The sequence below is a fragment of the Altererythrobacter sp. Root672 genome (assembly GCF_001427865.1).
Lineage (GTDB): Bacteria > Pseudomonadota > Alphaproteobacteria > Sphingomonadales > Sphingomonadaceae > Croceibacterium_A.
In genome coordinates this window covers 1400693-1425210 of sequence record NZ_LMHH01000001.1, presented here as the reverse complement: position 1 = coordinate 1425210, position 24518 = coordinate 1400693, and the positions used below count along the sequence as shown (strand labels likewise).

Here is a 24518-nt window from a genome sequence, read left to right as displayed (position 1 = left end):
GCCAAATCGAGATGGGGACTGTCGTTACTACCAATACGACAATGCGGCTCGACCACTCGGTTGAGGAAACGAATGCCGTAGCTGCAGCAGCTCCAAAGAACACGACCCAACTATATCCGTAGCGCCACCTCATGCTTCGCTTGTGGCGAGCCGATGCAATGTCCGCAATGGGTCGTTTGCGGACGGGCCGCTTTGGAGCGAGGGCCGATTTGCCCTTTTGCCGATCGGAATGACCGAGATGGGTGGAAAGCGGACGCTCGCTAAAGCGGTGAATCCCCGACTTCCGGCACAACATATCGCTCGGCCTCGAGAGGGGTGCGGGGCTTGGTGATCGGTTTCATGTCACCGACCTTTGAGACGAAGAAACTCGGACCCTCCGACCCATCTTTGAGCATCTCTATGAAAAGTTCTGCGTCGACGAGACGCAAGCCGTGCACATTATCCGTAAGTGTGCGTGCGGGCGCAACTTCGATTATGTGACTTGCGGTCTCGTATGAAAGGAAGGCGTTGAGGGGAAAGTCGCAATCGCCCCAGTAAACTATGATGCCGCCATTCGAAGTCTCAACGCCCGAACGATACTGTTCCGGCACACTCAGGGTGGCTCTCAGCCCACCTGAACCGGTTACTTCTTCTACCGCCCGGAGGGTGCAATCGTCACGGCCATCGTTGGACGCCGAACCGCAGCCGGACAACACTGACGAGAACGCAAGTGAAAGTGCTATCGCCAGTCTCATCCGCCACGTTGTGCTTCGCTTGGACTATGACCGCAATGGGTCGTTTGCGGACAGTCTCCTTTCGACCCATTGCGGACCTTCGGCATTAGGATTTGCAGGCAGGCAATGTCATTCCGAGCTATTGGGCAAGACCGTACATGACATATGCGATACCCGCCCGACCGCTCCCGAATAGAGGTGTGGTGGGTGCGCCAATCATCATGTCTAGCCTCCCGTCATCGTTGACGTCTCCAAGGCCTGCGACCGCGTAGCCCGCACCATCCTGCGCAGCTACGCCACGAAAGATAGTGCCCGCAGCCTTTGGGACCGTTTCCAGGTCGATCACGCCACGACCGTTGACGACGACACCGAATGGCTGCCGGGATCCATAGATTACGTAGCCCACACCCGAACCGGTAGCCACAGCATCGCGCCCCTGATCGCCCAGCAACAGATCGTCGATGCCATCCCCGTTGAAGTCGCCAGCACGCGCCGCCGACAATCTTCGAACTGCGCCCTTGAATGCAAAGCCCACGCTGGGTGGAAGTGTCACCATATTCAGGACCCGACGGCCAGCGATCTCCTCACCGAGAAGGTTTCTGCTTCCAAACACAACGAAAGCGCTCGCGCCATAGCTATCTGGGGTGTGGCTGACGACCACGAGATCTGGCAGGCCGTCGGCATTCAAATCGCCAGCGGCTCGGACGACCTGACCGAGTCCGGATGCGAAGTCTCCCGCCATCAGGAACCCCTGCGATGGACTGAGCGTGCCCGTGTAGAGCGTCGTTTGCCCGGCGACTGTCGGCCCGAAACTTCCCCGCGTTCCAAAAACGACATAAGCCGCCCCACCGATTGTATAGAGCGTCGTCTGTCCCGGCGCGCCGATGACAATGTCGTCGATGCCATCGCCGTTGAAGTCACCCAGCGGAGCAACGCTGGTACCTGCGTAGGCGCCGGCACCGTCGCCCGAGATCAAGACGCCTTCTCCGGGATTTAGCCCCCCCAGAAAAACGATAGTCCTTCCGCCGACCAGCGCCCCAAAAGACGTCCCCGTATGCCCAAATACAATGTAGGCATTGCCACTGTTGAACTGGGCTCCGACGGGGTCGGCATAGGGCGAACCCACGAGCAGATCGCCAATTCCGTCACCATTTAGGTCTCCGGCCGCGGAAATATCGGTGGCTGAAGCGTCGCCGCCTTCCTTTCCGCGCACAAGGAAGCCGTCGCTCGGCGACAGAGTAGCGAGGGAAATGACAGCTTGACCGTTGGCAACCTGGCCGAACGCCCCCTGCTTTCCGAAGATCACGTAGCCGTCGCCCTGATTGTTCGGGACGCCAGTGGGACGCCCGAGGGCTATCTCCTGCAGCCCGTCGCCATTGATGTCACCTGCAGAGGCGACGATCGATGCTCCTTCAATCAGGAAGCCCTGAGTTGGAGTGATAGTGGCGAAGTCCAACACTTGTTGCGAGCCGACTAAGCTTCCGAGCGGTGTCGAACTGCCAAAGATGATTGCGACCTTGTCGCGGGCGACGCCGACGGCAAAATCGTCGATTCCGTCGCCGTTTACGTCTCCCAGGGCTGCTCCGGCAAAGCCCACGCCCGCTCCGCTAGCGGTGGCTGTCCCAGTAACAAGAAATCCCCCACTCGGTGTTGTTGCGGACAGGTCCCGGATATCCATAGTGGGAGTTGGTGACGGAGAAGGCGCTGGTGTGGGCGTGGGTGTCGGTGCGCTACCTCCCCCTCCGCCAGAGGACCCGCCGCCGCATGCCGATAATGACAACATGCATGCGAACCAGAACGTATGTCGGATCATCCGCCCCTCACCCGGTTGATGTCTCAGACCATTTTTGGTCGGCTCAGGACCAGCACCATGAAAGGCCTCTTAAGCGCAAGTAGGAAACCTACGTCCAACAAAGTTACTGCGCCTTTTCCCAAAAAAAAATCGGTACGAAGTCGAAACGGATGAGTTGCGACCGTACTCTTACGTCACTTCCCAAACGTCTCTTGCCACTCATGTGGGACATTGCAGATATGCTGAGAGAGACCTCAAGGCCGAACGTCTGCTTTCGGGATGAGCTCTCTGAGTTAGTAACGGCGGTAATGGGTGGTTAGCGGACCTTCCCGTACCCACACTATTGGGCAAACGATGCGATGATCTTTGCGAGGGCCAAGACAGCCAACAGAGCACCAGCCAGCACCCAACAGAGCGCGAGACGCCGGAAAACCTGCGGCTTCATCGCAAACTCGTCTCGCCAAGTGGGGAGAGAGTTTTCGTCAAGATAAACTAATTTCGGTTTTGGCCCAGACTTGTCGAGAATGTACGGAGGCATAACGGCCAATGTATGCGCAGTTAAACATCCAGCAATCATCAGAAATGCTGGCTGCATCAGGTATATTGGGTAGTCATATACCCGGTTCGCAAAAATTGAATCTCGTTCAAAGCCGAACTGTTGGCCAACAGTTATTATTAGAAGCATAGCTATTAGTGCCGAAATAAGAAATGCCGATTTGAGACGAGCCCGAGAGAGGATCGCCTTGCCCCACGCCCATACAAGGAACAACAGGCAGTAGAAGGCTTGAAGCAAGTAGACCGCGCTTACTGTCGCTGGAGCGACCTTGCAGGGTCTTTCTACGCAATAAGCGGAAAGTTCCGAATACAAGCCCTCGTGAAACAAGTTGGCGGCAAAGCTGGCCCCAAAGATCGGAATTAGGATCGCCACAGCAAAAAAGAACACAAGATTGATGGCTGCGACCTTGAAAACGTTCCTTGCTCGAACCTGTATCTTCCGTGCTTGATCATCCATCGAACAATGAATCTCCAGGCGAGCGCGCGCAGGTGCGGGGTCGCTCGAGCTGGGCCTAACTGCCTGTCGTTCTGATATCCTTAACGACCGTTTGGGGTCGTTTGCGGCCCGTCCGCTTTGGAGCGGGCGTCAATTTGCGTTCAGGCCGGTCGGAACGTCCGCAATGGGTGGTGAACGGACAAACTGGCCGACGCCGTTTTCTGATTGTCTTTGCCCCTCGATTGCGTCTTCTTTGGCCAAAGGGGAGTCCTGGATGGCAGACGATGTGAATCGCTTTGCGCAGGAATATATCGAAGCGCAAAAAGCGGCTTGGGAGAGAAGTGACTTCTCCGGCCTCATGGCTTTGGAAGATGCTGCCGTCGTGTTCCAGAATATCAACGGAACCGTTTTTGACTGTCGGGATGCCCATATACGGGCCGTCGAGGGGATGCGGGACAGCTTCAACGGAGCATCCATCACCCAGGATTGGCAATACCTCCTGGGCAGCGGCGATGTGTTTTCGCTCGCATACACATGGACCATCCATTCGGTCCCGCAACCGCTCCAGATTGCCGGCATACTCGTTGGCCGCATTCGCGATCACAAACTGATTGAAGAATGGGGTGCTAACTATCCCGTCGCAGCCGACGATGGCGATTAGACTGGGGCGTTGGACGACACATCCATGATATCCGTTTTTGGGCGTTAGCGGATTGACCGCTTCTACTCTCCGCCCGCTTGGTCCTGCGCCTCCGAACTGTCCTCGTCCTCGATCACCCTCAGCGGGCTGCCCGAGCCGCCGGCCGTGAGCGATTCCGGGGTGACGATGATGACGCTCCCGAGTTGCAGGACATCGGAGATCGCGCGGCGGAAGCCTGAGGGGACGTCGAACTGGCCGGCCTCGTCCATGGACACTTCCATGCTGTCGCCGGGGCCGGCGAACTTGACCTTCAGCCAGTGCCGTCCGGTGTTGTCCCAGGCGCGCAGCATGTAGGCGGTGCCGCTGTCTACCGGGCGCAAGGCCCGGACCGGGGCCGATCCGATCTCCACCCCGCCGCGAAGCACGATGGCGTGCTGGTCTGCCACGCTGACGACGACCGAGACCAGCCCCTCGGGCGCGCGCTCCGGATGCCAATCGAACGGCGCGTCGGCGAGCGGCTGCTCGTCGGTTGACGTGGCGGGGACGGCGATTTGGGGCGCTGCCGAGCCCAGCGGCAATGAGGGTATGCTGGTTATGACGACCGTCATGCCGAGCTGCGTCGCGTCGAACAGAAGCGCGGAAAAGGCCATCGGCAGGCGGATGCAGCCATGAGAGGCTGGGTAGCCGGGCAGCTTCCCGGCATGGAGAGCGATGCCATCCCAGGTTAGCCGTTGCATGTTGGGCATCGGGGCGTTGTTGTAGCGGTTGGAGTAATGCTCCTTGCGCTTCTGGAGGATGGTGAAGACGCCGGTGGGCGTCTCATGGCCCTCGGTGCCGGTCGAGACGGTAGAGGCGGCGATCGGCACGCCATTGCGAAACAGCACGGCGCGCTGGGTTTCGAGATTGACCACCAGCAGCGCGGGTCCTTCGGGGCTTAGCTCGGGAGCCCAGACATATTCTCCCGGCTTCAGCGAGCCCGCCATCGAGAGGATCGGCCGGTCACCCCGGTCAACGGCTTGGGCATTGGCTGCGCTCGCCGCCAGGCAGGCGGCCACGCAAGTTGGGAGGAGGAGGGCGGTTCGATTCATGGAGACCATGATGAGACAACCGGACGGGCGATTCTATTGGGGCTTTCCCTTGCTCGGTTCGATTGCAGGTGACCGCTGCGATCGGTAAGCTGCGCCGATGGTCGCACCGATAGTCTCGGAGGCCCCATGCGCGCTCTATCGATTGCCGCCCTCTCGCTGATCTTCCTCGCCTCGCCTGCCGCTTCGCAGGACAAGCTTTCCAGCGCCGATAGCGCGGCGGCTTTCCGCGCGGCCGGGTTCAAGCAGGAGGGCGGGCAGTGGCGCGGCTGCGAGGACCCAGGCACGGCGAGCTACACACCCGGCGAGATCGCGGAAGTGCGTGATCTCAATGGCGATGGGCGGCCCGAGGCTATCATCACCGAGGGCAGCGTGTTCTGCTTCGGCTCGACCGAGGTCGGCTACGTGATCGTCAGCAAGCAGGCGAACGGTGAGTGGAAACTGGTCACCGGCGGTCCGGGGATCGTCAACGTGCTGGAGCAAAAGGGGGCAGGGGGCTGGCCCGACCTTGAGATTGGCGGCCCGGGGTTCTGTTTCCCGGTCGAACGCTGGGATGGCACGGCCTATGAGCTCAACCGCTTCCAGTACGAAGGGAAGCGCTGCAGCCCGCCCAGCTGAGCCGTTACTTGCCGATCAGGACGTCGCTCGCCTTGATCAGGACCGTGACCTTGTCGCCGGTCGTGAGCCCGAGGTCGGCGATCGCTTCCTCGGTGATGCTAGAGGTGATGACGTTGCCGCCGCCGATGTCGATCTTGACGGTTCCGTTGACCGCCCCGTGATCGAACGACAGCACCGTGCCGGCGATCTGGTTGCGTGCGCTGATCTTCATGAGAAGGGCCTTTCGCCGCTATTCTGGCGTCTAAGCTAGCTCGGACACGGCCGTTCGCCCAGCCATTCGGAAAATCAGTGGATGGAATTGGCGGCCCTGATGCGCCGGGCACCGGGGTTCGATAACTTCGTTCCTCGGATCATGGACAAGCTATTCACCCATATAGCGACACGGATCTCCGGCCTGGCTGGTCAACCGCTAGCCTTTCTCCTGGCGCTCTCGATCGTGATCGTTTGGGGGGTCACCGGGCCGCTGTTCAATTTCTCCGACACCTGGCAACTGGTCATCAACACCGGGACGACGATCGTCACCTTCCTGATGGTGTTCCTGATCCAGAATTCGCAAAACCGCGATGCGGCCGCGATGCAGGCCAAGCTCGACGAACTGATCCGCGCGGTCGAGCAGGCGCGCGGTCAGTTCATCGGCATCGAACATCTCACCGACATCGAGATCGAGCGCATCCGCGAGGCGCTGGAGATCGAGGAGATCGAAATCGAGAGCGGCAAGTCCGCAACGACCAGCGAAACGGTCGCCCGGCTGCTGCAGCGGCGCTAGCCGTCAGCTTTCCCGCCGCTCCATCCACTCTTCGAGCCACTTGATCGAATAGTCACCGTTGAGCACGTCGGGATCGCGCAGCAGCGCCTGGTGGAGCGGGATCGAGGTCTTCACGCCTTCGACCACCATTTCCTCCAGTGCGCGGCGCAGGCGCATGATGCAGCCTTCGCGGGTGCGACCGTAGACGATCAGCTTGGCGATCATCGAATCGTAGTACGGCGGGATGCGGTAGCCGGCGTAGAGCCCGCTATCGACGCGCACGTGCATGCCGCCCGCTGCGTGATAGGCGGTGACCAGGCCGGGGCTCGGGGCGAACGTGAACGGGTCTTCTGCGTTGATGCGGCACTCGATCGCGTGGCCCTTGAACTCGATCTCTTCCTGGCGGACCGAGAGCGGCTTGCCGTCGGCGACGCGGATTTGTTCGCGCACCAGGTCGACGCCGGTGATCGCTTCGGTCACCGGGTGTTCGACTTGCAGGCGGGTGTTCATCTCGATGAAGTAGAACTCGCCGTTCTCCCACAGGAACTCGATCGTCCCCGCGCCGCGATAGCCCATGTCGGCCATCGCCTTGCTGACGATCCCGCCCATGCGGTTGCGTTCTTCCGGGGTGATGACCGGGGAGGGCGCTTCTTCGAGCACCTTCTGGTGACGCCGCTGCAGCGAGCAATCGCGCTCGCCCAGGTGGATGGCGTTGCCGTTGCCGTCGCCGAAGATCTGGAATTCGATGTGCCGCGGATTGCCGAGGTACTTTTCGATATAGACCGTATCGTCGCCGAACGCGGCCTTGGCCTCGTTGCCCGCCTGCTTCATCAGCGTGGCGAGCTGGTCGGGTGAGTTACACACCTTCATCCCGCGTCCACCGCCGCCCGAAGCGGCCTTGATGATCACCGGATAACCGATCTCGTCGGCGATCTTGGCAGCCACTTCGGGATCGGAGACGGCTCCAGGCGAGCCCGGCACCAGCGGCAGGCCGAGGGCCCCCGCCGTACGCTTGGCTTCGACCTTGTCGCCCATCGTGCGGATGTGCTCGGGCTTGGGCCCGATCCAGGCGATCCCGTGAGCCTCGACGATCTCGGCGAACTGGGCGTTTTCCGACAGGAAGCCGTAGCCCGGGTGAATCGCGTCGGCGCCCGAGATCTCGGCAGCCGAGATGATCGCCGCGGTGTTGAGATAGCTGTCGGTTGCCGGGGGCGGGCCGATGCAGATCGCATGGTCGGCCAGCCGCACATGCATGGCGTCGGTGTCGGCCGTGGAGTGAACCGCCACGGTCTCGATGCCCATCTCATGCGCTGCGCGGTGAATGCGCAGCGCGATTTCGCCGCGATTGGCGATCAGGAGCCGGGTAATAGGCATGGTGTCAGGCGACCACGATCAGGGGCTGGTCGTATTCGACAGGCTGGCCGTTCTCGACCAGGACCTGCTTGACCGTGCCGCCCGCGGTGGCGGTGATCGGATTCATCACCTTCATCGCTTCGACGATCAACAGCGTGTCGCCGGCCGAGACTTTGTCGCCGACCTTTACGAACGGATCGGCAGTCGGCTCCGCAGACAGGTAGGCCGTGCCTACCATCGGTGAGCGGATGGCGCTGGCGGCGACTTCGGCGGCGGCCGGTGCGGCTTCAGCCGCTGCGGCAGGCGCAGGAGCGGCGGCAACGGGCGCAGCTGCGGCGTAGGCCTGCACTGGAGCAACCGTTCCGCGCGAGACCTTTATCTTCCGGTCCCCGTCTTCAACTTCGATTTCAGTAAGGCCGGTTTCGGACAAGAGCTCAGCCAGCTCGCGCACCAGCTTGGTGTCTACGTTCATGCTGCCTCCACGTCCGCGATTGTTACTTTCGGCCATGCGATCCCTCTATCCTGGTCGAACAAGCCCGGCGCTATGCGCGCGGTGTTCGGCGCTGGCAAGTACCAGCGATACGTCTCGCTACAGCCTGGCGGCTGCTTCGAGGGCCATTTCATAGCCATACGCGCCAAACCCCGCGATGGTGCCCTTGGCGGCCATCCCGACGTAGCTCTTGTGGCGATAGGCCTCGCGCGCGGCGGGGTTGGAAATGTGTACTTCGATCACCGGAGTCTTGATCGACCGGATCGCATCATAGAGCGCCAGGCTGGTGTGCGTGAGCGCGCCAGCGTTGAGCAGCACTGCCTTCATACCCTCTGCCTGGGCTTCGTGTAGCCAGTCGCACAAATGCCCTTCGTGGTTCGATTGGCGCAGGTCGATTTCGAGGCCAAGCTCCTTGGCCCGGTCTTCGAGCCGTCCGGCGATGTCGTCGAGCGTGTCGGAGCCGTAGATCTCCGGCTCGCGCAAGCCGAGCAAGTTGAGGTTGGGTCCGTTGAGGACGAGAACTCTATTCGACATACTGCTCCCCCTTGGCGCTGGCCGGGGCCATAGCGCCAAGGCGAGGGGAGCGCGAGAGGGTTAGCGCTTGGGAATTTCTTTGGAGCCCTCAATCCACCGGTGCAGTGGCTGTCCCGAGTTGCGGCAGCGACACGGATCGTCTCCCGCTGAAATCGGTCCGCACCGCGATGAATCCGCTCTTTTCGAGATACTCCAGCAGCCGGCGGATTCGCCCGGGAGAAGTGGTTCCGTAGACCCGGCCCAGTTCTTCGTCCTCAGGGCAAGTCTCGTTCCCCTGCGCAGCGCGGGCGAGCATGAGGAAGGGTGCCAGGAGATCATCGGGCACGTCCTGCGCCGCCCGCGTAATGTCGGCCCATTCCTCAGCAGGCGGGCTCCCGAGGCCAGCAACAGCGAAGGCAAAGCGCCGGCGAAAATCGGTCAGGCCGACCCCGCGCACACCGATCTTCTGCATGCGGCAGCGCATCGAGAAATCCTGGAACAGCGCTGCCGAGTTGCGGAACGGCGCTTCCTTGTCGGATGCCATCTCGGCCAGGATTCGCGAGATGACCTGCTCGCTGTCGTCAGGGGCCGCCGCGTCCGCCGGCTCGGAAGTCCTTTGGGGCGCCTCGTCGATCGCTGCGATCTCTTCGATCCGGCCGATCAATTCTTCGGCGGCGACAACCGGGACTGGCGGAGTGGGGGGCGGGGCAGGCGTGTGCGCGTCCGCTTCGTGCAGCAGCGCGTGCAACTCTTCGCTTGAGACCGAGGGTGGCGGCGCCATCGCATGCGATACAGCCTGCGAGCCCGTCCGCACAGGCCCGATCTTGACCGCAATCGGCCTGCGGCTGATCGCCGGGCCTAGGCCGAGGAAGTGGCCGCGCTCGAGGTCGCGTATCTCTTCGGCGCTGCGCCGTTCCATGCCAAGGAGGTCGGCGGCGCGGGCCATGTCGATGTCGAGGAAAGTGCGGCCCATGAGGAAGTTGGACGCTTCCGCGGCGACGTTCTTGGCGAGCTTTGCCAGTCGCTGAGTCGCCACGATCCCGGCAAGACCGCGCTTGCGGCCGCGGCACATCAGGTTGGTCATGGCGCCGAGCGACAAGCGGCGCACCTCGTCGGTGACGTCGCCGGCGGCCGAGGGGGCAAACATCTGCGCCTCGTCGACAATGACCAGCGCCGGAAACCAATCTTCGCGCGGCGCATCGAACAAGGCCGAGAGGAACAGCGCGGCGCAGCGCATCTGCGCTTCGACCTCGAGGCTGTCGAGCGTGAGCACCACCGAAGCGCGGTGCTTGCGGATGCGGCTGGCGAGGCGAGTGAGTTCAGCGCCGGTATAGGCCCCGCCGTCGACCACCACGTGGCCGAACTGGTCCGCCAGCGTGACGAAGTCGCCCTCCGGATCGATCACGACCTGCTGCACCATCGCCGCGCTCTCTTCGAGCAGGCGACGCAGGAGGTGTGACTTGCCCGAGCCGCTGTTGCCCTGCACCAGCAGGCGGGTAGCCAGCAGCTCCTTTATGTCGATCGTGACAGGACGCCCGTCGGGGGCAACGCCAATTTCTACCGATGCACTCACACCAGTGCGCATAAGGGTCTGCGGGAAGGCAACAATCCCCCGGCTGCCGTTTTCCAGAGTTGTGAGGCGGCCAGCCGCTCAGGCCGTACGCTTCTCCGGCGGCCGGCGCGTCTTGAGGGCGATCATGGCGCCGGACAGCGCCACGATGACCATGCCGAGAATCGTCACGCCATCAGGCACGTCACCAAACACGATCCAGCCGAGTAGTCCGGCCCAGATGAGTTGCAGGTAGTTGAGCGGGGCGATCAGCGAGGCGGGCGCATAACGGAAGGCAGCGGTGAACATGAAGTGGCCGAGGCCCCCGTAGACTCCGAGGCTGGCGAACAAGACGACCTCGAACCACGAGGGGGCCGCGTCTTCGAGATACCACGGCAGGCCGAGGCTGAAGAGGATCGAGCCGACCAGCGCGGTGTAGAACAACAAGGCGGCGGTCTTCTCGGTCGTCGCCAGAATGCGTGACAAGGCCTGGTATCCGAGGTTGCAGACCACCGCGCATAGGACGAGGACGACGCCGGTCAAAGGCAACCCGCTTCCCGGACGGACGATCAGGATGACTCCGGCAAAGCCACCGAGAGTCGCCAGCCAGCCGATCCAGCCGACACGCTCTCCGAGCAAGGGGCCGGCGATGGCGACCAGCAGGATCGGCGCGAGAAAGGTGATCGCCGTCGTTTCGGCAACAGGCATGCGTTGTAGCGCGAGCCCGATCAGCAACGATGCCATGGCGAGGCACAGGGCTCTGACCAGCACCAGCCCGGTACGCTGGGTGCGGACCATCTCCATCTTGTGATGCGGGGCGAAGGCCACGATCATCATCAACAGGTTGCCGAGATAGCGGACCGCCACGATCAGCGGCACTTCGTGGCTCGCGGTCAGGTACTTGGTGGTTGCGTCCATGCAGGCGAACAGCAGCAGTGCGGCTACGCATAGGAGCGCTCCGCGGACTGGGTGGGGTGCTGTCATGCAGGAACTCACGGATTCGGCCGGATTGAGGCCCAATCCGTTTGCCCATCCGGCGATCGAATTGCCGGAAATCCACTGGTCGGGACGACTGGATTCGAACCAGCGACCCCCACACCCCCAGTGTGATGCGCTACCAGGCTGCGCTACGTCCCGATCCAGTGGAGGCCGGGCCTATAGGCAAGGGTCAGCGGCAACGCAAGCGGCGCTGATTGCACCCCCTTTGCTTTGCTGCTAGCGGGTCCGCCTTAGTTTGGGAGGGGGAGTTGTAATGGGGTTTGCCTCCCACAATATCCCCGCCTTCGTTGCCGATTGGATGGGCCGAAAACATGCTTGAAATTCTTGCCGCAGGGTCGACTGCGGCCTCCGCTCCCGGATGGGTCCAGTTCCTGCCGATCGTCGGCATGGTCGCCATTTTCTGGTTCCTCATCATTCGCCCGCAGATGCGCCAGCAGAAGGCCCAGCGCGAAAAGATCGCCGCGGTGAAGAAGGGCGATCAGGTCGTCACTGCCGGCGGCTTGATCGGCAAAGTGATCAAGGTCGATGATCTCTATGTCGAGATCGAAATTGCCCAGGGTGTGAAGGTCAAGGCGGTCAAGTCGACCATCGGCGACATCGTTCCCCCCGGCGGCACCCCCGCAAACGACTGATCCGCCAAGGTCCTGCCCAAATGCTTGAATTTCCAACCTGGAAGCGCGTTTATCTCTGGGCGATCACGCTCTTCTTCGCGCTTGCGGCGGTTCCTTCGCTGATTTCGCTGACGAACGTTCGCTGGCCCGAGTTCCTCCCAAGCCCGATGATCAACCTCGGGCTCGACCTTGCGGGCGGGAGCCACATCCTGCTCGAAGCCGATCCGCGCCAGGTCGCGAATCAGCGCCTGGAAACGATGGAAGAATCGGTCCGCACGGGGCTTCGCGACGCCAACCCGCGGATCCGCATCGGCGACATCTCCACAGCCAACGGCCGCCTGTCGTTCCTGCTCGAAGATCCGAGCCAGGTCGACGCCGCCCGCGGTGTGATCGAGCCGCTGACCACGGGCGCCGGGCTGACGGGCCAGCGTGACTGGCAGATCCAGGTCGTCGACGGCAGCCGCTTTGTCCTCACGCAGACTTCTGCCGGGCTCAACCTAGCGGTCAAGAACGCAATGGTGAGCGCCACCGAAGTCGTGCGCAAGCGTATCGACGCGCTCGGCACGCGCGAGCCGACGATCATCCGCCAGGGTGACAACCGCATCGTGGTGCAGGTCCCCGGCCTGCAGGATCCGCAGCAGCTCAAGGACTTGCTCGGCCAGACGGCGGAACTCGAATTCAAGCTGGTCGACCAGACCGCGTTGCAGTCCGACATCCAGCAGGGCATCGCCCCTCCGGGCAGCCAGATCGTTCCTTACGCTGAAGGCACTATCGGCCAGGGCACGTCGATCGCGGTCAAGCGGCTCGGCGGCATTCGCGGCAACTCGCTGACCAATGCCCAGCAGTCGTTCAATCCGCAGACCAACGAGCCGGTGGTGTCGATCCAGTTCGACTCCGCGGGTGGCCGCCGCTTCGGCATCCTGACGCGCGAGAATGTCGGCAAGCCTTTCGCCATCATCCTCGACGGCGAGGTGCTGTCGGCCCCCAACATCAATGAACCGATCGACGGTGGCCAGGCGCAGATCAGCGGTGGCTTCACGGTAGAGACCGCCAACCAGCTCGCCATCGCGCTGCGTTCGGGCGCCCTGCCGATCGACCTGACCGTGATCGAAGAACGCACGGTCGGTCCGGACCTCGGCGCCGACTCGATCCAGAAGGGCGCGATCGGCCTGCTTGTCGGGCTTGGGCTGCTGATGGTCTTCATGATCGCGACTTATGGCCGCTTCGGCGTCTACACTTGCATCGCGCTGATCCTGAACCTGCTGATGATCCTCGGCACGATGGCCTTGCTCGGCCCGTTGGCCGCGTTGACCCTGCCGGGTATCGCAGGTCTCGTGCTCACGGTCGGTGCCGCGGTCGACGCGAACGTGCTGATCAACGAACGCATACGAGAGGAACGCGCCAGAGGCCGGCGTGTCGTCCAGGCGGTCGAGATGGGCTACAAGGAAGCGAGCCGCGCGATCATGGACGCGAACGTCACCAACGTCATCGCCGCAGTGATCATGTTCCTGTTCGGCACTGGCCCGGTCCGCGGCTTCGCGGTGGTGCTGATGATCGGTATCGTCACCTCGGTGTTCACCGCCGTGACCCTGACCCGCATGTGGGTCGCCGGCTGGCTGCGCAAGAAGCGGCCGGCGGACATTGTTTTGTAAGGCGCTGTCGAGATGAAACTCCTCAAGCTCATTCCCGACAACACGAACATCAAGTTCCTGCGCTGGCGGGTGCCGTTCTACGTAGTCAGCGTACTGCTGATGGCGGCGTCGGTCGGCCTGGTGGCCACCAAGGGCCTCAACCTGGGCGTCGACTTCATCGGCGGCCAGATGATCCGCGTGACCTTCACCGAAAGCCCATCCGCCCCGCTCGCCCAATTGCGCGAGGAAGTGGATCAGCTCGGGTACGGGGAACCGATCATCCAGCAATTCGGCAAGCCGAACGAGATCTCGATCCGGATGAAGCTTCCGGAAGGCGAGAACCCGACGGCCCTGGCGAACGTCATGTCCGAGCGCATCGTTTCCACTCTCAAGACCAACCATCCCGATGTGCGGGTGGACGGCGTCGATTCGGTGTCGGCCAAAGTGTCCGGCGAGCTGTTCCAGTCGGGCATGCTGGCTCTCGCGCTCGCGATGGTCGGCATCTCGATCTACATCTGGATCCGGTTCGAATGGCAGTTCGGTGTCGGCGCCCTGTTCGCGCTGGTTCACGACGTGACGCTGACCGTCGGCCTGTTTGCGCTGACGCAGTTGGAGTTCGACCTCAACATCGTGGCCGCGCTGCTGACGCTGATCGGCTACTCGCTGAACGACAACATCGTGGTCTACGACCGTGTGCGCGAGAACTTGAAGAAGTACCGCCGCATGCAGTTGCCCGAACTGCTCGACTTGTCGGTGAACGAGACCCTGTCGCGCACGATCGTGACCTCGACTTCGCTCCTGATCACCCTGGTCGCGCTGCTGGTCCTGGGTCCGGATGTGATCTTCGGCTTCACCGCCGCGATCACCCTCGGCATCTTCGTCGGTACCTACAGCTCGATCTACATGGCGACGCCGGTACTGGTGTGGCTGGGCGTCACTTCGGACAGCTTCGTCCCGAGCGAAAGCCGGGCCGACGTGCAGGATCGCAAGGCGCGCGGCGAGGCCTAAGGCCTCGTCACCAGCCTGTCGTAATACTCCGCCAGAGCCGCCGCGTTCGCTTCCCAGCTGAAGCGCGCGGCGCCTTCGGCAACAGCGGCGCGTGAAGGGGGGCTGTCGAGCAGTTCCCGCACCGCCGCGGCAATCGTCTCCGCATCGCGAGTGACGATGCGGCCCTGGTCCGGGCCGGTGAGCAATTCATGCGCGCCGCCCGCGTCGGTGATCACCACCGGACAACCGCAGGCCAGCGCTTCGACCCAGGCATTGGCAAGCCCCTCGCTCGCGGAAGGCAGCACCATCGCGTCAGCCGCCGAGAGGACCGCGGGGAGCATGGTGTGGTCGAGCGACCCGAGGAAGTGCACCCGATCGGCATAGCCGCCACCGCGGGCCAGCTCGGCCAGCATCCCGCGGTCGGGGCCAGTGCCCACCAGCACCAGATGCGCTTCGGGCAGACGCGCCAGCGCGCGAACCACGAACTGCTGGCCCTTGCGCGGGATCAGCGCGCCGACGCTGGCCAGCAAGGGGGCTCCCGGAGCCACCATCACACCCAGGTCCAAGGCGAGGCGCGCCCGGCTGACTTCGCGGCCAAGGGGGCGGAACAAGGTTTTGTCGAGGCCGGTGTAATGCACCGTGATCTTCTCGCCGGGGAAGCCCATCTCGACCATCTCGGCCGCCAGGGCTTCGCTGACGGCGAGTAGTCCGGTTGCCTGATCAGCGGCCCGCAGCATCCGGCGGCGGGCATAGCCCTTGGAGCCCCAGAACGAGATGTCGGAACCGCGTGCCTTGATCGAGAGGGGCACGCCGAGCTCTGTCGCGACACGCGCGGCTGCGGGGCCGTCGGGATAGAAGAACTGCGCGTCGACCAGGTCGAACGGGGCAAGGGCATGGAGGCGCTTGGCGAGAGGCAGGACGGCGCGAACGATCATCGCCGGGTTCACCGGTCCACCCACCGCGGGGAGCAGGGTGAAACGCGGACGATGGACCGTGACGCCGGCTTCGACGTCGGTGACGGCCGCTTTCGCCAGCGCCGCGTATTTGCCCATCGGTACCGGCGGAACGCCTACCGGATTGATCACCGTCACGTCCCAGTCGCCACGCGCAGCAAGTGCTTCCATCTGGCGCGCCACGAAGGTGCCGAAGCGCGGCAGATGCGCGTTGGGATAAAGCGTCGAGATCGAAAGGACGCGCATCACAATTTGCGGACCAGCATCTCCGCCACCGCCAGCCATGCCGGCTTATCTACCACGATCTGACGCTGTCCGCTTCCCGGAGGGAGCAGGCCGACCATTGTGCCCTGCCGATCAATCAGCCGGCCGAAAGCGAACCGCCCGCCCGAGCGCGGGACGAGAACGTCTCGGTTAATCAGTTTGGGGGCCTCATCGGCTTCCACCTGCCGCAACCACAATTGGTCGCCAGCGCGATATTCGCCCTGAGGCGCCTCGACCGTGATGCAAACCAGCGCACCCTCTCCGCCAAGGTCGGTCGGCAGGATGGCATCGCGCGGAGTGGCTAGGGCCTCTGCCCCGCTATCGGTCAGGCGCGCCACGATCATGGTGGCCTCTCCCGTCTCTCCCTTAACCAGAAGCTCCGGATCGACACCGAGAGCCTCGGCAATGCGGTTCATCCATACCAGCGAGAGGTTGCGCATGCCCGTTTCGAGACGGCCGATCGTCTGGGCCGTCGTCGGCGGATCGCAAGCAGCCGCGACTTCCGCCAAGGTCATGTTCTTCTGCTTGCGAATATCCCGAATGCGATTGATCACGTTCTGACCCCTATAACCAATTTGGTTTTTTCACTTTCCTACAACCATGCTGATTTGGCAAGGTTCGATTCGGCTTTGCAGGAGATTCGCATGCGTCGCAAACTCGTAGAACGTGAACTCACGCCAGAAGGTCCGCGCCGGCGAAACGGCGTCGTCAGGCGGCGGCGGAGCGTCACCGTGAACCTTGGAGAATCGCCGCTTGGTTGGCTTCACGCGCATGGCCACCTCGAAGACCGGCTGTTCGATGCCGGGGAACGACTACGGTCTGATTACGAACGGGCCAACCTCGCCGCGTCGATCACGATGAGTTGGAGCCCGGTCCGTCTCAAGGGCGCTGGCGCCGGTGGCCTGTCGCCCACCGAAAAGCAGATCGCAGCCCGCAGCCGCTTCGATGGGGCAGTGGCCGCAGCGGGCAAGGGGCTGGAGGACATCCTCTGGCGCGTCGTCTGCGCTTGCGAGACCCTGCCGACAGCGGAAAAGGCGCTCGACTGGCCCGCGCGCAGCGGCAAGCTCGTCCTGAAGCTGGCGCTCGACCGGGTGGCGGACTTCTATCGCATTCGTTGACGTTCATCGAAAAGGGGCCGCGCGCAATTGAGCGACGTGCGGCAACCTGCCAGACCCCGCTCATTCAGTTCGATTTATGGGTGGCACATGAAAAGACGGCAATTCCTGGTCAGCACCGGCGCAGCGGCGATCGCGGCGAGCGTTCCCTGGCCGGCCTTCGCTCAGACCCAGGGTGACGCGGCCCTGCGGGACGTTATCGACCGGACCTTTCGCGGCGACATGCTGCTCAGCCCGCAATCGATGACCTCGCTCGGGCTCGACACTGGGGCTGACGCCGCGATGCGCTCGCGCCTCGACCGGACGGGGCCGGCTGCAGAACGCGCGGGAGCGGATCATGCCCGCAAGATGCTCGCCGAGGTCAAGGCGATCTCTCCGAAAGGTCTGTCAGAAACCTGGCAGGTGCGGCGTGAGCTTGTCGAATATCTGCTGGGGAAGCGGCTGATCTCGGAGCCGTTCGGCATCCAGCATGTCGGCGCGCCTTATCGCATCAGCCAGCAGGATGGGGTCTACTTCTCGATCCCCGACTTCCTCGATTCCACTCATCCCGTGGAGACCGCTGCCGATGCCGAGGCTTACCTTTCGCGCCTCGAGGCCTTTCCCGACCGGCTCGACGAGCAAAGCGATAACCAGCAGGCCGATGCGGCGCGGGGCTATCTCGCGCCTGGTTGGTCGCTCGATCTGGCGATGGGCCAGCTCGAAGCGCAGCTCCGACCTGCGCCCGGCGAGAACAACATGGTCCGCTCTCTCGTTCGCCGTGCCGGTGCCAAGAACCTCTCTGGTGATTGGCAGGCGCGAGCGACCAAGCTGGTCGAGGGAGGAGTCTATCCTGCGCTGCGGCGCCAGCTGGAATTGCTGAAGGGGCTACGGCCGAACACGCCCGCTGGCGACGGCGTGTGGCGCGTGCCGCGCGGCGATGAAATCTATGCCCAGGCGCTGGACTACTTCACCACCACCTCTCTCTCGCCCGAAGAGATTCATCGGACCGGCGTCGAACAGGTCGCCGAAATCACCGCCGAGCTCGACAAGCTGATGCGGGCGGATGGGCTGACCAGTGGCACGGTCGGAGAGCGGCTGATCCAGCTTAGCGAGCGGCCCGACCAGCTCTTCCCCAATGACGATGGCGGGCGCGAGGCCCTGATTGCCTCGCTCAACCACGGTGTCGAGGCGATGCAGGCCAAGCTGCCCATGGCCTTCGCCACGATCCCGAGCCAGCCGCTTGTGGTTAAACGGGTGCCGGTGGAGATCCAGGACGGAGCGCCGAGCGGCTACTACAACGTCGCCTCGCTCGATGGCTCGCGCCCGGCGATCTACTGGATCAACCTCAAGGACACCGCCGAGTGGCCGAAGTTCACCCTGCCGGCGCTGACTTACCATGAGGGCGTGCCGGGGCATCACTTGCACTTGAGCCTACTGCAGCAGGACAAGGACCTGCCGCTGCTGCTCAAGAACTACTGGCTGTCAGCGCATGGCGAGGGCTGGGCGCTTTACGCCGAAATGGTGGCCGACGAACTGGGCGGATACACCGGGATCGAGAAGGCCGGGGCGCTGCAGAGCTGGTTGTTCCGCGCGGCGCGTCTGGTGGTCGATACCGGCCTCAACGCCAAGCGCTGGACCCGCGAACAGGCGACCGACTATCTCGTGGCCAACACCGGTTACGCCAGGCCGATGGCCCAGCGCGAGATCGAGCGTTACTGCGCTTCGCCGGGGCAGGCCTGCAGCTACAAGATCGGCCAGAACGAGTGGGTCCGCTTGCGCCGCCGCTCCGAACAGGAGCTAGGGGCGAAGTTCGACCTGCGGCAGTTCCACGAGATCCTCAAAGAAGGCAGCATGCCGCTCGAGATGTTGGACGAACGAGTGGCGGCGTGGGCCGCACGGGTGAAAGCGGCTTAGCCGTCTTAGATCCTCCCCGAGCTCGCTCGGGGAGGGGGACCATACACGAAGTGGATGGTGGAGGGGTGTCCTTCGACAAGCTCAGGACGAACGGAGGTTGGATACAACTCCGATCCCAACACCGTTTGTGGTGAGCTTGTCGAACCACCAGCGTTCGTCCGCTTACCCCTCCGTCACGTGCCTGCGGCACGCGCCACCTCCCCGAGATAAGCTCGGAGAGGAGCTCAACCCTCAACCATTTCCGCCAACGCCAACCACCGCTCCTCGGCCGCATCCTTTTCGGTACGGAGCTTGTCGAGCTTCTCGGTCAGGCGCCCGAACTGCGCCGGATCGCGGGTGTAGAGGTCAGGGTCAGCCAACGCATGCTCGCCCTTGACGATTTCAGCGTCGAGTTCCTCGATCCGCGCTGGGAGCAGGTCGTAGTCGCGTTGGTCCTTGTAAGTGAGCTTGGTCTTCTTCGCCGGGGCCGACGAACTCGGCGCGGCCGTGGGGGCGGGTTCGCGCACCGGCTTCTTCGTGGCGGGAGCGGTGGGCTTCTTCCGCTTCGCCTCCCAGTCCTCATAACCACCGGCGACAATGTCGACCGTGCCTGAACCGTCGAGACCGAGGGTGACGGTCACCGTCCGGTCGAGGAAGTCGCGGTCGTGGCTGACGATCAGGACCGTACCGTCGTAATCGGCGATCACTTCCTGCAGCAGGTCGAGCGTTTCGAGGTCGAGGTCGTTGGTCGGCTCGTCGAGCACCAGCAGGTTCGACTTGCGGGCAAACTCACGCGCCAGCAGCAGGCGCGACCGCTCCCCGCCCGAGAGCGCGGCGATGGGCGTATCGACCAGTGACGGTTCGAACAGGAAGTCCTTGAGATAGGCCTGCACGTGCTTGCGCACCCCGCGCACATCGACCCAGTCGCCGCCTTCGGCCAGGATGTCGCGCACCTTCTTGTCGGCGGCCAGCAAGCTGCGCTGCTGGTCGATCATGACGCCGAGGAGTGTCTTGGCGATCGTCACCGAACCCTCGTCGGGCGCCATTTCACCGGTCAGCAGCTTGAGCAGCGTGGTCTTGCCCGCGCCGTTCGCACCGACGACGCCGATCCGGTCGCCGCGCTGGATACGCAGGGTGAAGTTGCGGATCACGGTGCGTTCGCCGAAGCGCTTGGTCACGTTCTCTGCGACAATCACCGACTTGGTCCGCACTTCAGCCTCGGACTCGAGCCCGAGCTTGGCGGTGCCCGCCTTGCCGATCATCGCCGCGCGCTGCGCCCGCATGCGATGGAGCGCTTCGAGCCGGCCCTGGTTGCGCTTGCGCCGCGCGGTCACGCCGCGTTCCAGCCAATGCGCTTCGAGCTTCAGCCTGGCATCGAGCTTCTCGGCCGCGCGAGTTTCCTCGGCGTAGACTTGCTCTTCCCAAGCCTCGTAGCCACCGAAGCCCACTTCCTTGCGCCGGATCGACCCGCGGTCGAGCCACAGGGTGGCGCGGGTCAGGCGCTTCAGGAACGTACGGTCGTGGCTGATGGCGATGAAGGCGCCTTTGAAGCGGTTGAGCCAGCTTTCCAGCCAGTCGATCGCCGCAAGGTCGAGGTGGTTGGTCGGTTCGTCCAGCAACAGCAGGTCAGGGTCTTGGGCGAGAGCGCGCGCGATCGAGGCGCGGCGCTTCTCGCCGCCGCTGGCGGTGGCCGAAGGGCGGCTCATGTCGATCCCCAGCTGGCCGGCAATCGCCTCGACTTCGTGCTGTTTTGGCGCGTCGTCGCCTGACAAGGCGAAGTCCATCAGCGTCTCGAACGGCGCGAAGTTCGGCTCCTGCTCCATCAGCACTACGCGGGTGCCGGGCTGGATCGAACGCTTGCCCTTGTCGGCCTCGATCATGTTCGCGATCAGCTTGAGCAAGGTCGTCTTGCCCGCGCCGTTGCGGCCGATCAGCGCAAGCCTGTCGCGCGGGCCGATGTGCAGGTCGAGGTCGCGAAACAGCCAGCGGCCGCCTTGCTGTAGTCCCAGGCCTTCCCAGGAGAGGATCGGTGCTTCAGCCATGGGCGCGGCGCTTAGAGCCTTTCCCGCAGCTTAGGCAATCGTGACCTTTCGAGGTTGGTGAGAAAGGCTCCGGCCCGTCGGCACCGTCTTGGGAAGGAACCCCACGGTTAAGCTGCGCGTAATCGCCAGACGCGCAGCCAAGGCGCATTCGAACGGAGATACCGCGATGATACGATACGTCCTGCCTGTCCTTGCTTCCGCTGCGCTTGCCGCCCCGGCAGATGCCCAGGTGCAAGTCACCTCCAGCGGGCCGGTGGTCGAGCTGACGGTCAATGAAAGCGTGGAAGTCGCGCCCGACATCGTCACTGTCAGCGCCGGGGTGACCACTCAAGCACCGACCGCGAACGAGGCCATGCGGGCGAACGCCCAGGCGATGACCGCGGTGACCGCTCGGATCAAGCAGCTTGGCATACCGGAACGCGACATTCAGACGACCGGGATCAATCTCGGCCCGCAATACGATTTCGACCGCGATACGCAGCGGCAGGTGTTCCGTGGGTTCCAGGTGTCGAACCGGGTCAGCGTCAAGCTGCGCGACGTCTCCCGCACCGGTGAAGTGCTCGACGCGCTGGTCGCAGCGGGAGCCACCGACATTGGCGGTCCGGAATTCTCGGTCGACGACGATACCGGCGCGCGCGCCCAGGCAAGGCAGACCGCCATGGCCACCGCGCGGGCGCTGGCACTCGATTATGCACGAGGGGCGGGCTTCGCCGACGTCCGCTTGCTGCAAGTGCGCGAGGGTATCTCCCAGCAAGGGCCGATGCCGATGTTCAGGATGCAGGCCCAAGCCGCGGCCGATGCTTCTACCCCGGTGCAGCCAGGCATGGTGCAGGCTGGTGTCACCGTTACGGTGACTTACGAGTTGACCCGATAGCCACACCTCAACCTGAATTGCACCGCACTGCGGCATTCACACCTTGTTCAATGCCATAGCCCTAGGCAGACAGGCGTTATGCGCAAGCTTATCGCCTCTCTTGCCGCGGCAGTCCTATGTGCCAGCGGCCTAACCGCCCCTGCGGCCGCGCAACACCGCGACAGGGGTAACGGGAACCATGGCGATTCGTCGCGCAGCGATCAGGCGACCGCGCGCGAGGAGATGAACGCGGGCCGCAACCTGTCATCGCGGGATATCGAACGTCGCATCGTGCCGCAGATGAGGGGCAGTGATTACCTTGGCTTCGAGTACGATTCCGTCGCGAGCGCCTATCGCCTCAAGTTCATCAAGGAAGGCCAGGTCACCTGGGTCGACGTCGACGCACGTACCGGCCGCGTGCTGCGCGTATCCAAATAAGTATCCGGAACTTGCCGGAAACGGCCACCCCGTTGACGCGTTTCGTTCAAAAGCCCACATCGTGGGCCGCGTCAAAGCAGGGGAATATGAATGCGCATCCTGATCGTCGAGGACGAACCGACGCTGGGCCAGCAGTTGAAATCAACACTGGAACAGACCGGCTATGCGGTGGACCTTTCCACCGACGGGGAGGACGGGCATTTCCTCGGCTCGACCGAACAATACGACGCCGCAATTCTCGATCTCGGCCTGCCGGAGATCGATGGCCTGACCGTGCTCGGGATGTGGCGCCGGGAAGGGCGGAATTTCCCGGTCCTGGTGCTGACGGCGCGCGATTCCTGGTCGGACAAGGTCGCCGGGCTCGATGCCGGGGCGGACGACTATCTCGCCAAGCCATTCCAAACCGAAGAACTCATCGCCCGCCTGCGCGCGCTCATTCGCCGCGCTTCGGGCAATGCCAGCTCGGAACTGACCGCCGGCGGTGTGCGTCTCGACACGCGCTCGGGCCGGGTCACGCTGGCCGGGGAGCCGGTCAAGCTCACCGCTCAGGAATACAAGCTGCTCAGCTACCTCATGCACCACAAGGGCAAGGTGGTCAGCCGTACCGAACTGATCGAACACATCTACGATCAGGATTTCGACCGCGATTCGAATACGATCGAGGTCTTCGTCACCCGTATTCGCAAGAAGTTGGGTGCTAATGTCATCACCACCATCCGTGGCCTCGGCTACAGCCTCGACGACCCCGACGACCCCTCGCGCGGCGAATGAGGCGCCCGCTGCGGTAAGCGCCGTGCCGGCGGACTTGCCGTCGGCGGAAGCGAGCAGCGAAGCGAAGGGGCCGCCGCAGCACACCGGCAGCCTTGCGCGCCGGATGATGGTGATTGCGGCCGGCTGGATCTCGATCCTGCTGTTGCTCGGCGGCGTGGCGCTCGACAGGACACTGAACGACCTGCTGACCAGGGAGTTCGACGATCGGCTGCAATACTCGCTGATCGCGCTGATCTCGTCGGCGGAGATCGCCCCGGAAGGCGAGATCTGGTTCAACCGCGCGCTCGGCGACCAGCGGTTCCTCGAGCCGAACAGCGGCCTCTACTGGCAGATCAACGGCGAAGGGCATGAGCCCACGCCGTCACGCTCGCTGTGGGACCGCACGCTCGAAACCAGCGGGAGAGTCTCCCGCGATGCGCCGACCTATTACAACTCACGCCAATTCCCCGACGAACCCCTCCGGGTAGTCGAACAGACCATCCGCATACCCGGGAGCGACAACGACTGGCAGTTCGTCGTGGCCGGGGATCGCAACGAACTCGACCAGCAAATCTCCGACATCCGTTCGATTCTGGTGTGGAGCTTCGCGGTGCTCGGGATAGGCTTGTTCCTCATGGCGGGGTTGCAGACGTGGTACGGCCTTGGCCCGTTGCGCCGCATCCGCAGGGCGATCACGCACGTGCGGACCGCCAGGGCCAATCGCGTAACCGACCCCTTGCCGCTCGAAGTTCAGCCCATGGTCGAGGAGCTCAACGCCTTGCTCGCCCATTCGGAGCGTCAGGCCGAGGAAGCCCGCACCCATGCCGGCAATCTCGCCCATGCGCTCAAGACACCGCTGACGGTCCTGACCAACGCCGCCTCGGCCCATTCGCCGGACCTCGACACGACAGTCCTGCGGGAAGCGGCGACCATGCGCCGCCAGGTCGATCACCATCTCGCCCGGGCCCGCGCCGTCGGGCGCCGTGCGATGGGCCATTCGCGCACCAACGTCCTGCAATCGGTCGAAGGCGTGGAACGTGCGGTGGCGCGGCTCTATCCCAAGGTTCGCTTCGACACCGACGGGTCGGACGCGGCGTTCGTGGCCATGGAGCGTCAGGACCTGGACGAGATCCTCGGCAACCTCGTCGAAAATGCCGCGAAGTACGGCGGTGGCAGCGTCTTTGTGACGGTGGATGCCGTGCCGGGCGCCAGGCTCTGCGACATCTGGATCGAAGACGACGGTCGCGGCATTTCGGAGAGCGATCGGGCGAAGCTGTTTTCGCGCGGCGCCCGGCTCGACACCGAGAAGCCCGGGACTGGCCTTGGCCTCGCCATCGTGCGCGACGTGGTGGAGATCTACGGCGGCGAGGTGGAATTGGGCGAGAGCGAGGATCTAGGAGGCCTGATGGTCACGCTCCGGCTGCCGCGAGCTGGATGACCATTCGGGGCGTTGCCCCGCAAGTTTCGAGCCGTTAGGATGCACCCTAGCTGGATGAAATTCGGCCAGAAACTTG

At 63.5% G+C, this 24518-nt stretch carries 25 protein-coding genes and 1 tRNA gene; 12 read left to right on the top strand and 14 right to left on the bottom strand.

The window, feature by feature from the left end:
- Window positions 1-260: 260 nt before the first annotated feature.
- The 3 genes from ASD76_RS06840 to ASD76_RS06830 form a co-directional block, all read right to left on the bottom strand.
- Window positions 261-734 carry a hypothetical protein gene (locus ASD76_RS06840; RefSeq protein WP_055920278.1) on the bottom strand — a complete coding sequence of 158 codons (474 nt, stop codon included), beginning with the start codon at window positions 732-734 and terminating at the stop codon, window positions 261-263.
- 118 nt (window positions 735-852) lie between these two features.
- Window positions 853-2310 carry an FG-GAP-like repeat-containing protein gene (locus ASD76_RS06835; RefSeq protein ID WP_055920274.1) on the bottom strand — a complete coding sequence of 486 codons (1458 nt, stop codon included), beginning with the start codon at window positions 2308-2310 and terminating at the stop codon, window positions 853-855.
- 535 nt (window positions 2311-2845) lie between these two features.
- Window positions 2846-3517, bottom strand: coding sequence for a hypothetical protein (locus tag ASD76_RS06830; protein WP_055920271.1), 672 nt, complete (start codon window positions 3515-3517; stop codon window positions 2846-2848).
- A 253-nt stretch (window positions 3518-3770) separates the two neighbouring features.
- On the opposite strand from ASD76_RS06830, the gene ASD76_RS06825 reads away from it, so the two are divergent.
- Window positions 3771-4157 (top strand): nuclear transport factor 2 family protein, encoded by a 387-nt coding sequence (locus ASD76_RS06825; protein WP_055920265.1) that lies wholly within the window; start codon window positions 3771-3773, stop codon window positions 4155-4157.
- A 62-nt stretch (window positions 4158-4219) separates the two neighbouring features.
- On the opposite strand, the gene ASD76_RS06820 is transcribed toward ASD76_RS06825, so the two are convergent.
- Entirely contained in the window at window positions 4220-5224 is a 1005-nt protein-coding gene (locus tag ASD76_RS06820) for a L,D-transpeptidase family protein (RefSeq protein WP_055920263.1), read from the bottom strand.
- Between the two features lie 126 nt (window positions 5225-5350).
- Here ASD76_RS06820 and ASD76_RS06815 point away from each other — a divergent pair, with 126 nt between their 5' ends.
- A complete protein-coding gene (locus ASD76_RS06815) occupies window positions 5351-5839 on the top strand; it encodes a hypothetical protein (RefSeq protein ID WP_055920261.1) in 489 nt (162 codons plus the stop codon).
- Between the two features lie 4 nt (window positions 5840-5843).
- On the opposite strand, the gene ASD76_RS06810 is transcribed toward ASD76_RS06815, so the two are convergent.
- Window positions 5844-6050 (bottom strand): TOBE domain-containing protein, encoded by a 207-nt coding sequence (locus ASD76_RS06810; protein WP_055920258.1) that lies wholly within the window; start codon window positions 6048-6050, stop codon window positions 5844-5846.
- 141 nt (window positions 6051-6191) lie between these two features.
- Here ASD76_RS06810 and ASD76_RS06805 point away from each other — a divergent pair, with 141 nt between their 5' ends.
- The gene (locus ASD76_RS06805; RefSeq protein ID WP_055923030.1) at window positions 6192-6605 is read left to right on the top strand and encodes a low affinity iron permease family protein; all 414 of its coding nucleotides are present in this window, start codon (window positions 6192-6194) and stop codon (window positions 6603-6605) included.
- A 3-nt stretch (window positions 6606-6608) separates the two neighbouring features.
- Here ASD76_RS06805 and accC read toward each other — a convergent pair whose 3' ends face one another.
- The 6 genes from accC to ASD76_RS06775 all read right to left on the bottom strand — a co-directional run bounded on the left by accC (window position 6609) and on the right by ASD76_RS06775 (window position 11626).
- The gene (accC, locus tag ASD76_RS06800; RefSeq protein WP_055920255.1) at window positions 6609-7958 is read right to left on the bottom strand and encodes an acetyl-CoA carboxylase biotin carboxylase subunit; all 1350 of its coding nucleotides are present in this window, start codon (window positions 7956-7958) and stop codon (window positions 6609-6611) included.
- Between the two features lie 4 nt (window positions 7959-7962).
- Window positions 7963-8409 (bottom strand): acetyl-CoA carboxylase biotin carboxyl carrier protein, encoded by a 447-nt coding sequence (gene accB / locus ASD76_RS06795; protein WP_156457572.1) that lies wholly within the window; start codon window positions 8407-8409, stop codon window positions 7963-7965.
- A 117-nt stretch (window positions 8410-8526) separates the two neighbouring features.
- Window positions 8527-8961, bottom strand: coding sequence for a type II 3-dehydroquinate dehydratase (aroQ, locus tag ASD76_RS06790; RefSeq protein ID WP_055920249.1), 435 nt, complete (start codon window positions 8959-8961; stop codon window positions 8527-8529).
- Between the two features lie 88 nt (window positions 8962-9049).
- Window positions 9050-10513, bottom strand: coding sequence for an ATP-binding protein (locus tag ASD76_RS06785; RefSeq protein WP_055923029.1), 1464 nt, complete (start codon window positions 10511-10513; stop codon window positions 9050-9052).
- Window positions 10514-10591: 78 nt separating this feature from the next.
- On the bottom strand, window positions 10592-11473 hold the full coding sequence (locus ASD76_RS06780; protein WP_055923027.1) for a DMT family transporter: 882 nt from the start codon (window positions 11471-11473) through the stop codon (window positions 10592-10594).
- A 76-nt stretch (window positions 11474-11549) separates the two neighbouring features.
- Window positions 11550-11626: transfer RNA gene (locus ASD76_RS06775), tRNA-Pro, on the bottom strand.
- Window positions 11627-11799: 173 nt separating this feature from the next.
- Here ASD76_RS06775 and yajC point away from each other — a divergent pair.
- The 3 genes from yajC to secF are packed head-to-tail and all read left to right on the top strand — an operon-like array spanning window position 11800 to window position 14738.
- The gene (gene yajC / locus ASD76_RS06770; RefSeq protein WP_055920247.1) at window positions 11800-12120 is read left to right on the top strand and encodes a preprotein translocase subunit YajC; all 321 of its coding nucleotides are present in this window, start codon (window positions 11800-11802) and stop codon (window positions 12118-12120) included.
- A gap of 20 nt (window positions 12121-12140) precedes the next feature.
- Window positions 12141-13751: a protein translocase subunit SecD gene (secD, locus tag ASD76_RS06765; protein WP_055920244.1), complete on the top strand. Its 1611-nt coding sequence runs from the start codon at window positions 12141-12143 to the stop codon at window positions 13749-13751.
- 12 nt (window positions 13752-13763) lie between these two features.
- Window positions 13764-14738, top strand: a complete 975-nt coding sequence (gene secF, locus ASD76_RS06760) for a protein translocase subunit SecF (RefSeq protein WP_055920242.1) — start codon at window positions 13764-13766, stop codon at window positions 14736-14738.
- On the opposite strand, the gene ASD76_RS06755 is transcribed toward secF, so the two are convergent.
- Together ASD76_RS06755 and ASD76_RS06750 are read right to left on the bottom strand one after the other, a co-directional pair.
- Window positions 14735-15916 carry a glycosyltransferase gene (locus tag ASD76_RS06755; protein WP_055920240.1) on the bottom strand — a complete coding sequence of 394 codons (1182 nt, stop codon included), beginning with the start codon at window positions 15914-15916 and terminating at the stop codon, window positions 14735-14737. The two genes, secF and ASD76_RS06755, sit on opposite strands and share 4 nt — an antisense overlap.
- Complete coding sequence (locus tag ASD76_RS06750) at window positions 15916-16488, bottom strand: helix-turn-helix domain-containing protein (RefSeq protein ID WP_055920237.1); 573 nt, start codon at window positions 16486-16488, stop codon at window positions 15916-15918. The genes ASD76_RS06755 and ASD76_RS06750 overlap by 1 nt, the downstream gene beginning before the upstream one ends.
- Window positions 16489-16578: 90 nt before the next feature.
- On the opposite strand from ASD76_RS06750, the gene ASD76_RS06745 reads away from it, so the two are divergent.
- Window positions 16579-17052: a DUF6456 domain-containing protein gene (locus ASD76_RS06745; protein WP_055923025.1), complete on the top strand. Its 474-nt coding sequence runs from the start codon at window positions 16579-16581 to the stop codon at window positions 17050-17052.
- A gap of 87 nt (window positions 17053-17139) precedes the next feature.
- Entirely contained in the window at window positions 17140-18942 is a 1803-nt protein-coding gene (locus ASD76_RS06740; protein ID WP_055920234.1) for a DUF885 domain-containing protein, read from the top strand.
- A 224-nt stretch (window positions 18943-19166) separates the two neighbouring features.
- Here the strand turns inward: ASD76_RS06740 and ASD76_RS06735 are convergent, their stop codons facing one another.
- Complete coding sequence (locus tag ASD76_RS06735) at window positions 19167-20963, bottom strand: ABC-F family ATP-binding cassette domain-containing protein (RefSeq protein ID WP_055920232.1); 1797 nt, start codon at window positions 20961-20963, stop codon at window positions 19167-19169.
- 166 nt (window positions 20964-21129) lie between these two features.
- On the opposite strand from ASD76_RS06735, the gene ASD76_RS06730 reads away from it, so the two are divergent.
- The 4 genes from ASD76_RS06730 to ASD76_RS06715 all read left to right on the top strand — a co-directional run bounded on the left by ASD76_RS06730 (window position 21130) and on the right by ASD76_RS06715 (window position 24442).
- Complete coding sequence (locus tag ASD76_RS06730; protein ID WP_055920229.1) at window positions 21130-21837, top strand: SIMPL domain-containing protein; 708 nt, start codon at window positions 21130-21132, stop codon at window positions 21835-21837.
- A gap of 78 nt (window positions 21838-21915) precedes the next feature.
- On the top strand, window positions 21916-22254 hold the full coding sequence (locus tag ASD76_RS06725; RefSeq protein WP_055920226.1) for a PepSY domain-containing protein: 339 nt from the start codon (window positions 21916-21918) through the stop codon (window positions 22252-22254).
- A gap of 90 nt (window positions 22255-22344) precedes the next feature.
- Window positions 22345-23025, top strand: a complete 681-nt coding sequence (locus ASD76_RS06720) for a response regulator transcription factor (protein WP_055920224.1) — start codon at window positions 22345-22347, stop codon at window positions 23023-23025.
- A complete protein-coding gene (locus ASD76_RS06715) occupies window positions 22973-24442 on the top strand; it encodes a sensor histidine kinase (RefSeq protein WP_414826685.1) in 1470 nt (489 codons plus the stop codon). Before ASD76_RS06720 ends, ASD76_RS06715 begins: the two co-directional genes overlap by 53 nt.
- Window positions 24443-24518 lie beyond the last annotated feature (76 nt).

Bases quoted from the DNA above. Each gene is read 5' to 3' on its own strand.
- ASD76_RS06840 (WP_055920278.1), bottom strand. From the start codon at position 734: ATGAGACTGGCGATAGCACTTTCACTTGCGTTCTCGTCAGTGTTGTCC.
- ASD76_RS06830 (WP_055920271.1), bottom strand. From the start codon at position 3,517: ATGGATGATCAAGCACGGAAGATACAGGTTCGAGCAAGGAACGTTTTC.
- ASD76_RS06825 (WP_055920265.1), top strand. From the start codon at position 3,771: ATGGCAGACGATGTGAATCGCTTTGCGCAGGAATATATCGAAGCGCAA.
- ASD76_RS06820 (WP_055920263.1), bottom strand. From the start codon at position 5,224: ATGAATCGAACCGCCCTCCTCCTCCCAACTTGCGTGGCCGCCTGCCTG.
- ASD76_RS06815 (WP_055920261.1), top strand. From the start codon at position 5,351: ATGCGCGCTCTATCGATTGCCGCCCTCTCGCTGATCTTCCTCGCCTCG.
- ASD76_RS06810 (WP_055920258.1), bottom strand. From the start codon at position 6,050: ATGAAGATCAGCGCACGCAACCAGATCGCCGGCACGGTGCTGTCGTTC.
- ASD76_RS06805 (WP_055923030.1), top strand. From the start codon at position 6,192: ATGGACAAGCTATTCACCCATATAGCGACACGGATCTCCGGCCTGGCT.
- accC (WP_055920255.1), bottom strand. From the start codon at position 7,958: ATGCCTATTACCCGGCTCCTGATCGCCAATCGCGGCGAAATCGCGCTG.
- accB (WP_156457572.1), bottom strand. From the start codon at position 8,409: ATGAACGTAGACACCAAGCTGGTGCGCGAGCTGGCTGAGCTCTTGTCC.
- aroQ (WP_055920249.1), bottom strand. From the start codon at position 8,961: ATGTCGAATAGAGTTCTCGTCCTCAACGGACCCAACCTCAACTTGCTC.
- ASD76_RS06780 (WP_055923027.1), bottom strand. From the start codon at position 11,473: ATGACAGCACCCCACCCAGTCCGCGGAGCGCTCCTATGCGTAGCCGCA.
- yajC (WP_055920247.1), top strand. From the start codon at position 11,800: ATGCTTGAAATTCTTGCCGCAGGGTCGACTGCGGCCTCCGCTCCCGGA.
- secD (WP_055920244.1), top strand. From the start codon at position 12,141: ATGCTTGAATTTCCAACCTGGAAGCGCGTTTATCTCTGGGCGATCACG.
- secF (WP_055920242.1), top strand. From the start codon at position 13,764: ATGAAACTCCTCAAGCTCATTCCCGACAACACGAACATCAAGTTCCTG.
- ASD76_RS06755 (WP_055920240.1), bottom strand. From the start codon at position 15,916: ATGCGCGTCCTTTCGATCTCGACGCTTTATCCCAACGCGCATCTGCCG.
- ASD76_RS06745 (WP_055923025.1), top strand. From the start codon at position 16,579: ATGCGTCGCAAACTCGTAGAACGTGAACTCACGCCAGAAGGTCCGCGC.
- ASD76_RS06740 (WP_055920234.1), top strand. From the start codon at position 17,140: ATGAAAAGACGGCAATTCCTGGTCAGCACCGGCGCAGCGGCGATCGCG.
- ASD76_RS06735 (WP_055920232.1), bottom strand. From the start codon at position 20,963: ATGGCTGAAGCACCGATCCTCTCCTGGGAAGGCCTGGGACTACAGCAA.
- ASD76_RS06730 (WP_055920229.1), top strand. From the start codon at position 21,130: ATGATACGATACGTCCTGCCTGTCCTTGCTTCCGCTGCGCTTGCCGCC.
- ASD76_RS06725 (WP_055920226.1), top strand. From the start codon at position 21,916: ATGCGCAAGCTTATCGCCTCTCTTGCCGCGGCAGTCCTATGTGCCAGC.
- ASD76_RS06720 (WP_055920224.1), top strand. From the start codon at position 22,345: ATGCGCATCCTGATCGTCGAGGACGAACCGACGCTGGGCCAGCAGTTG.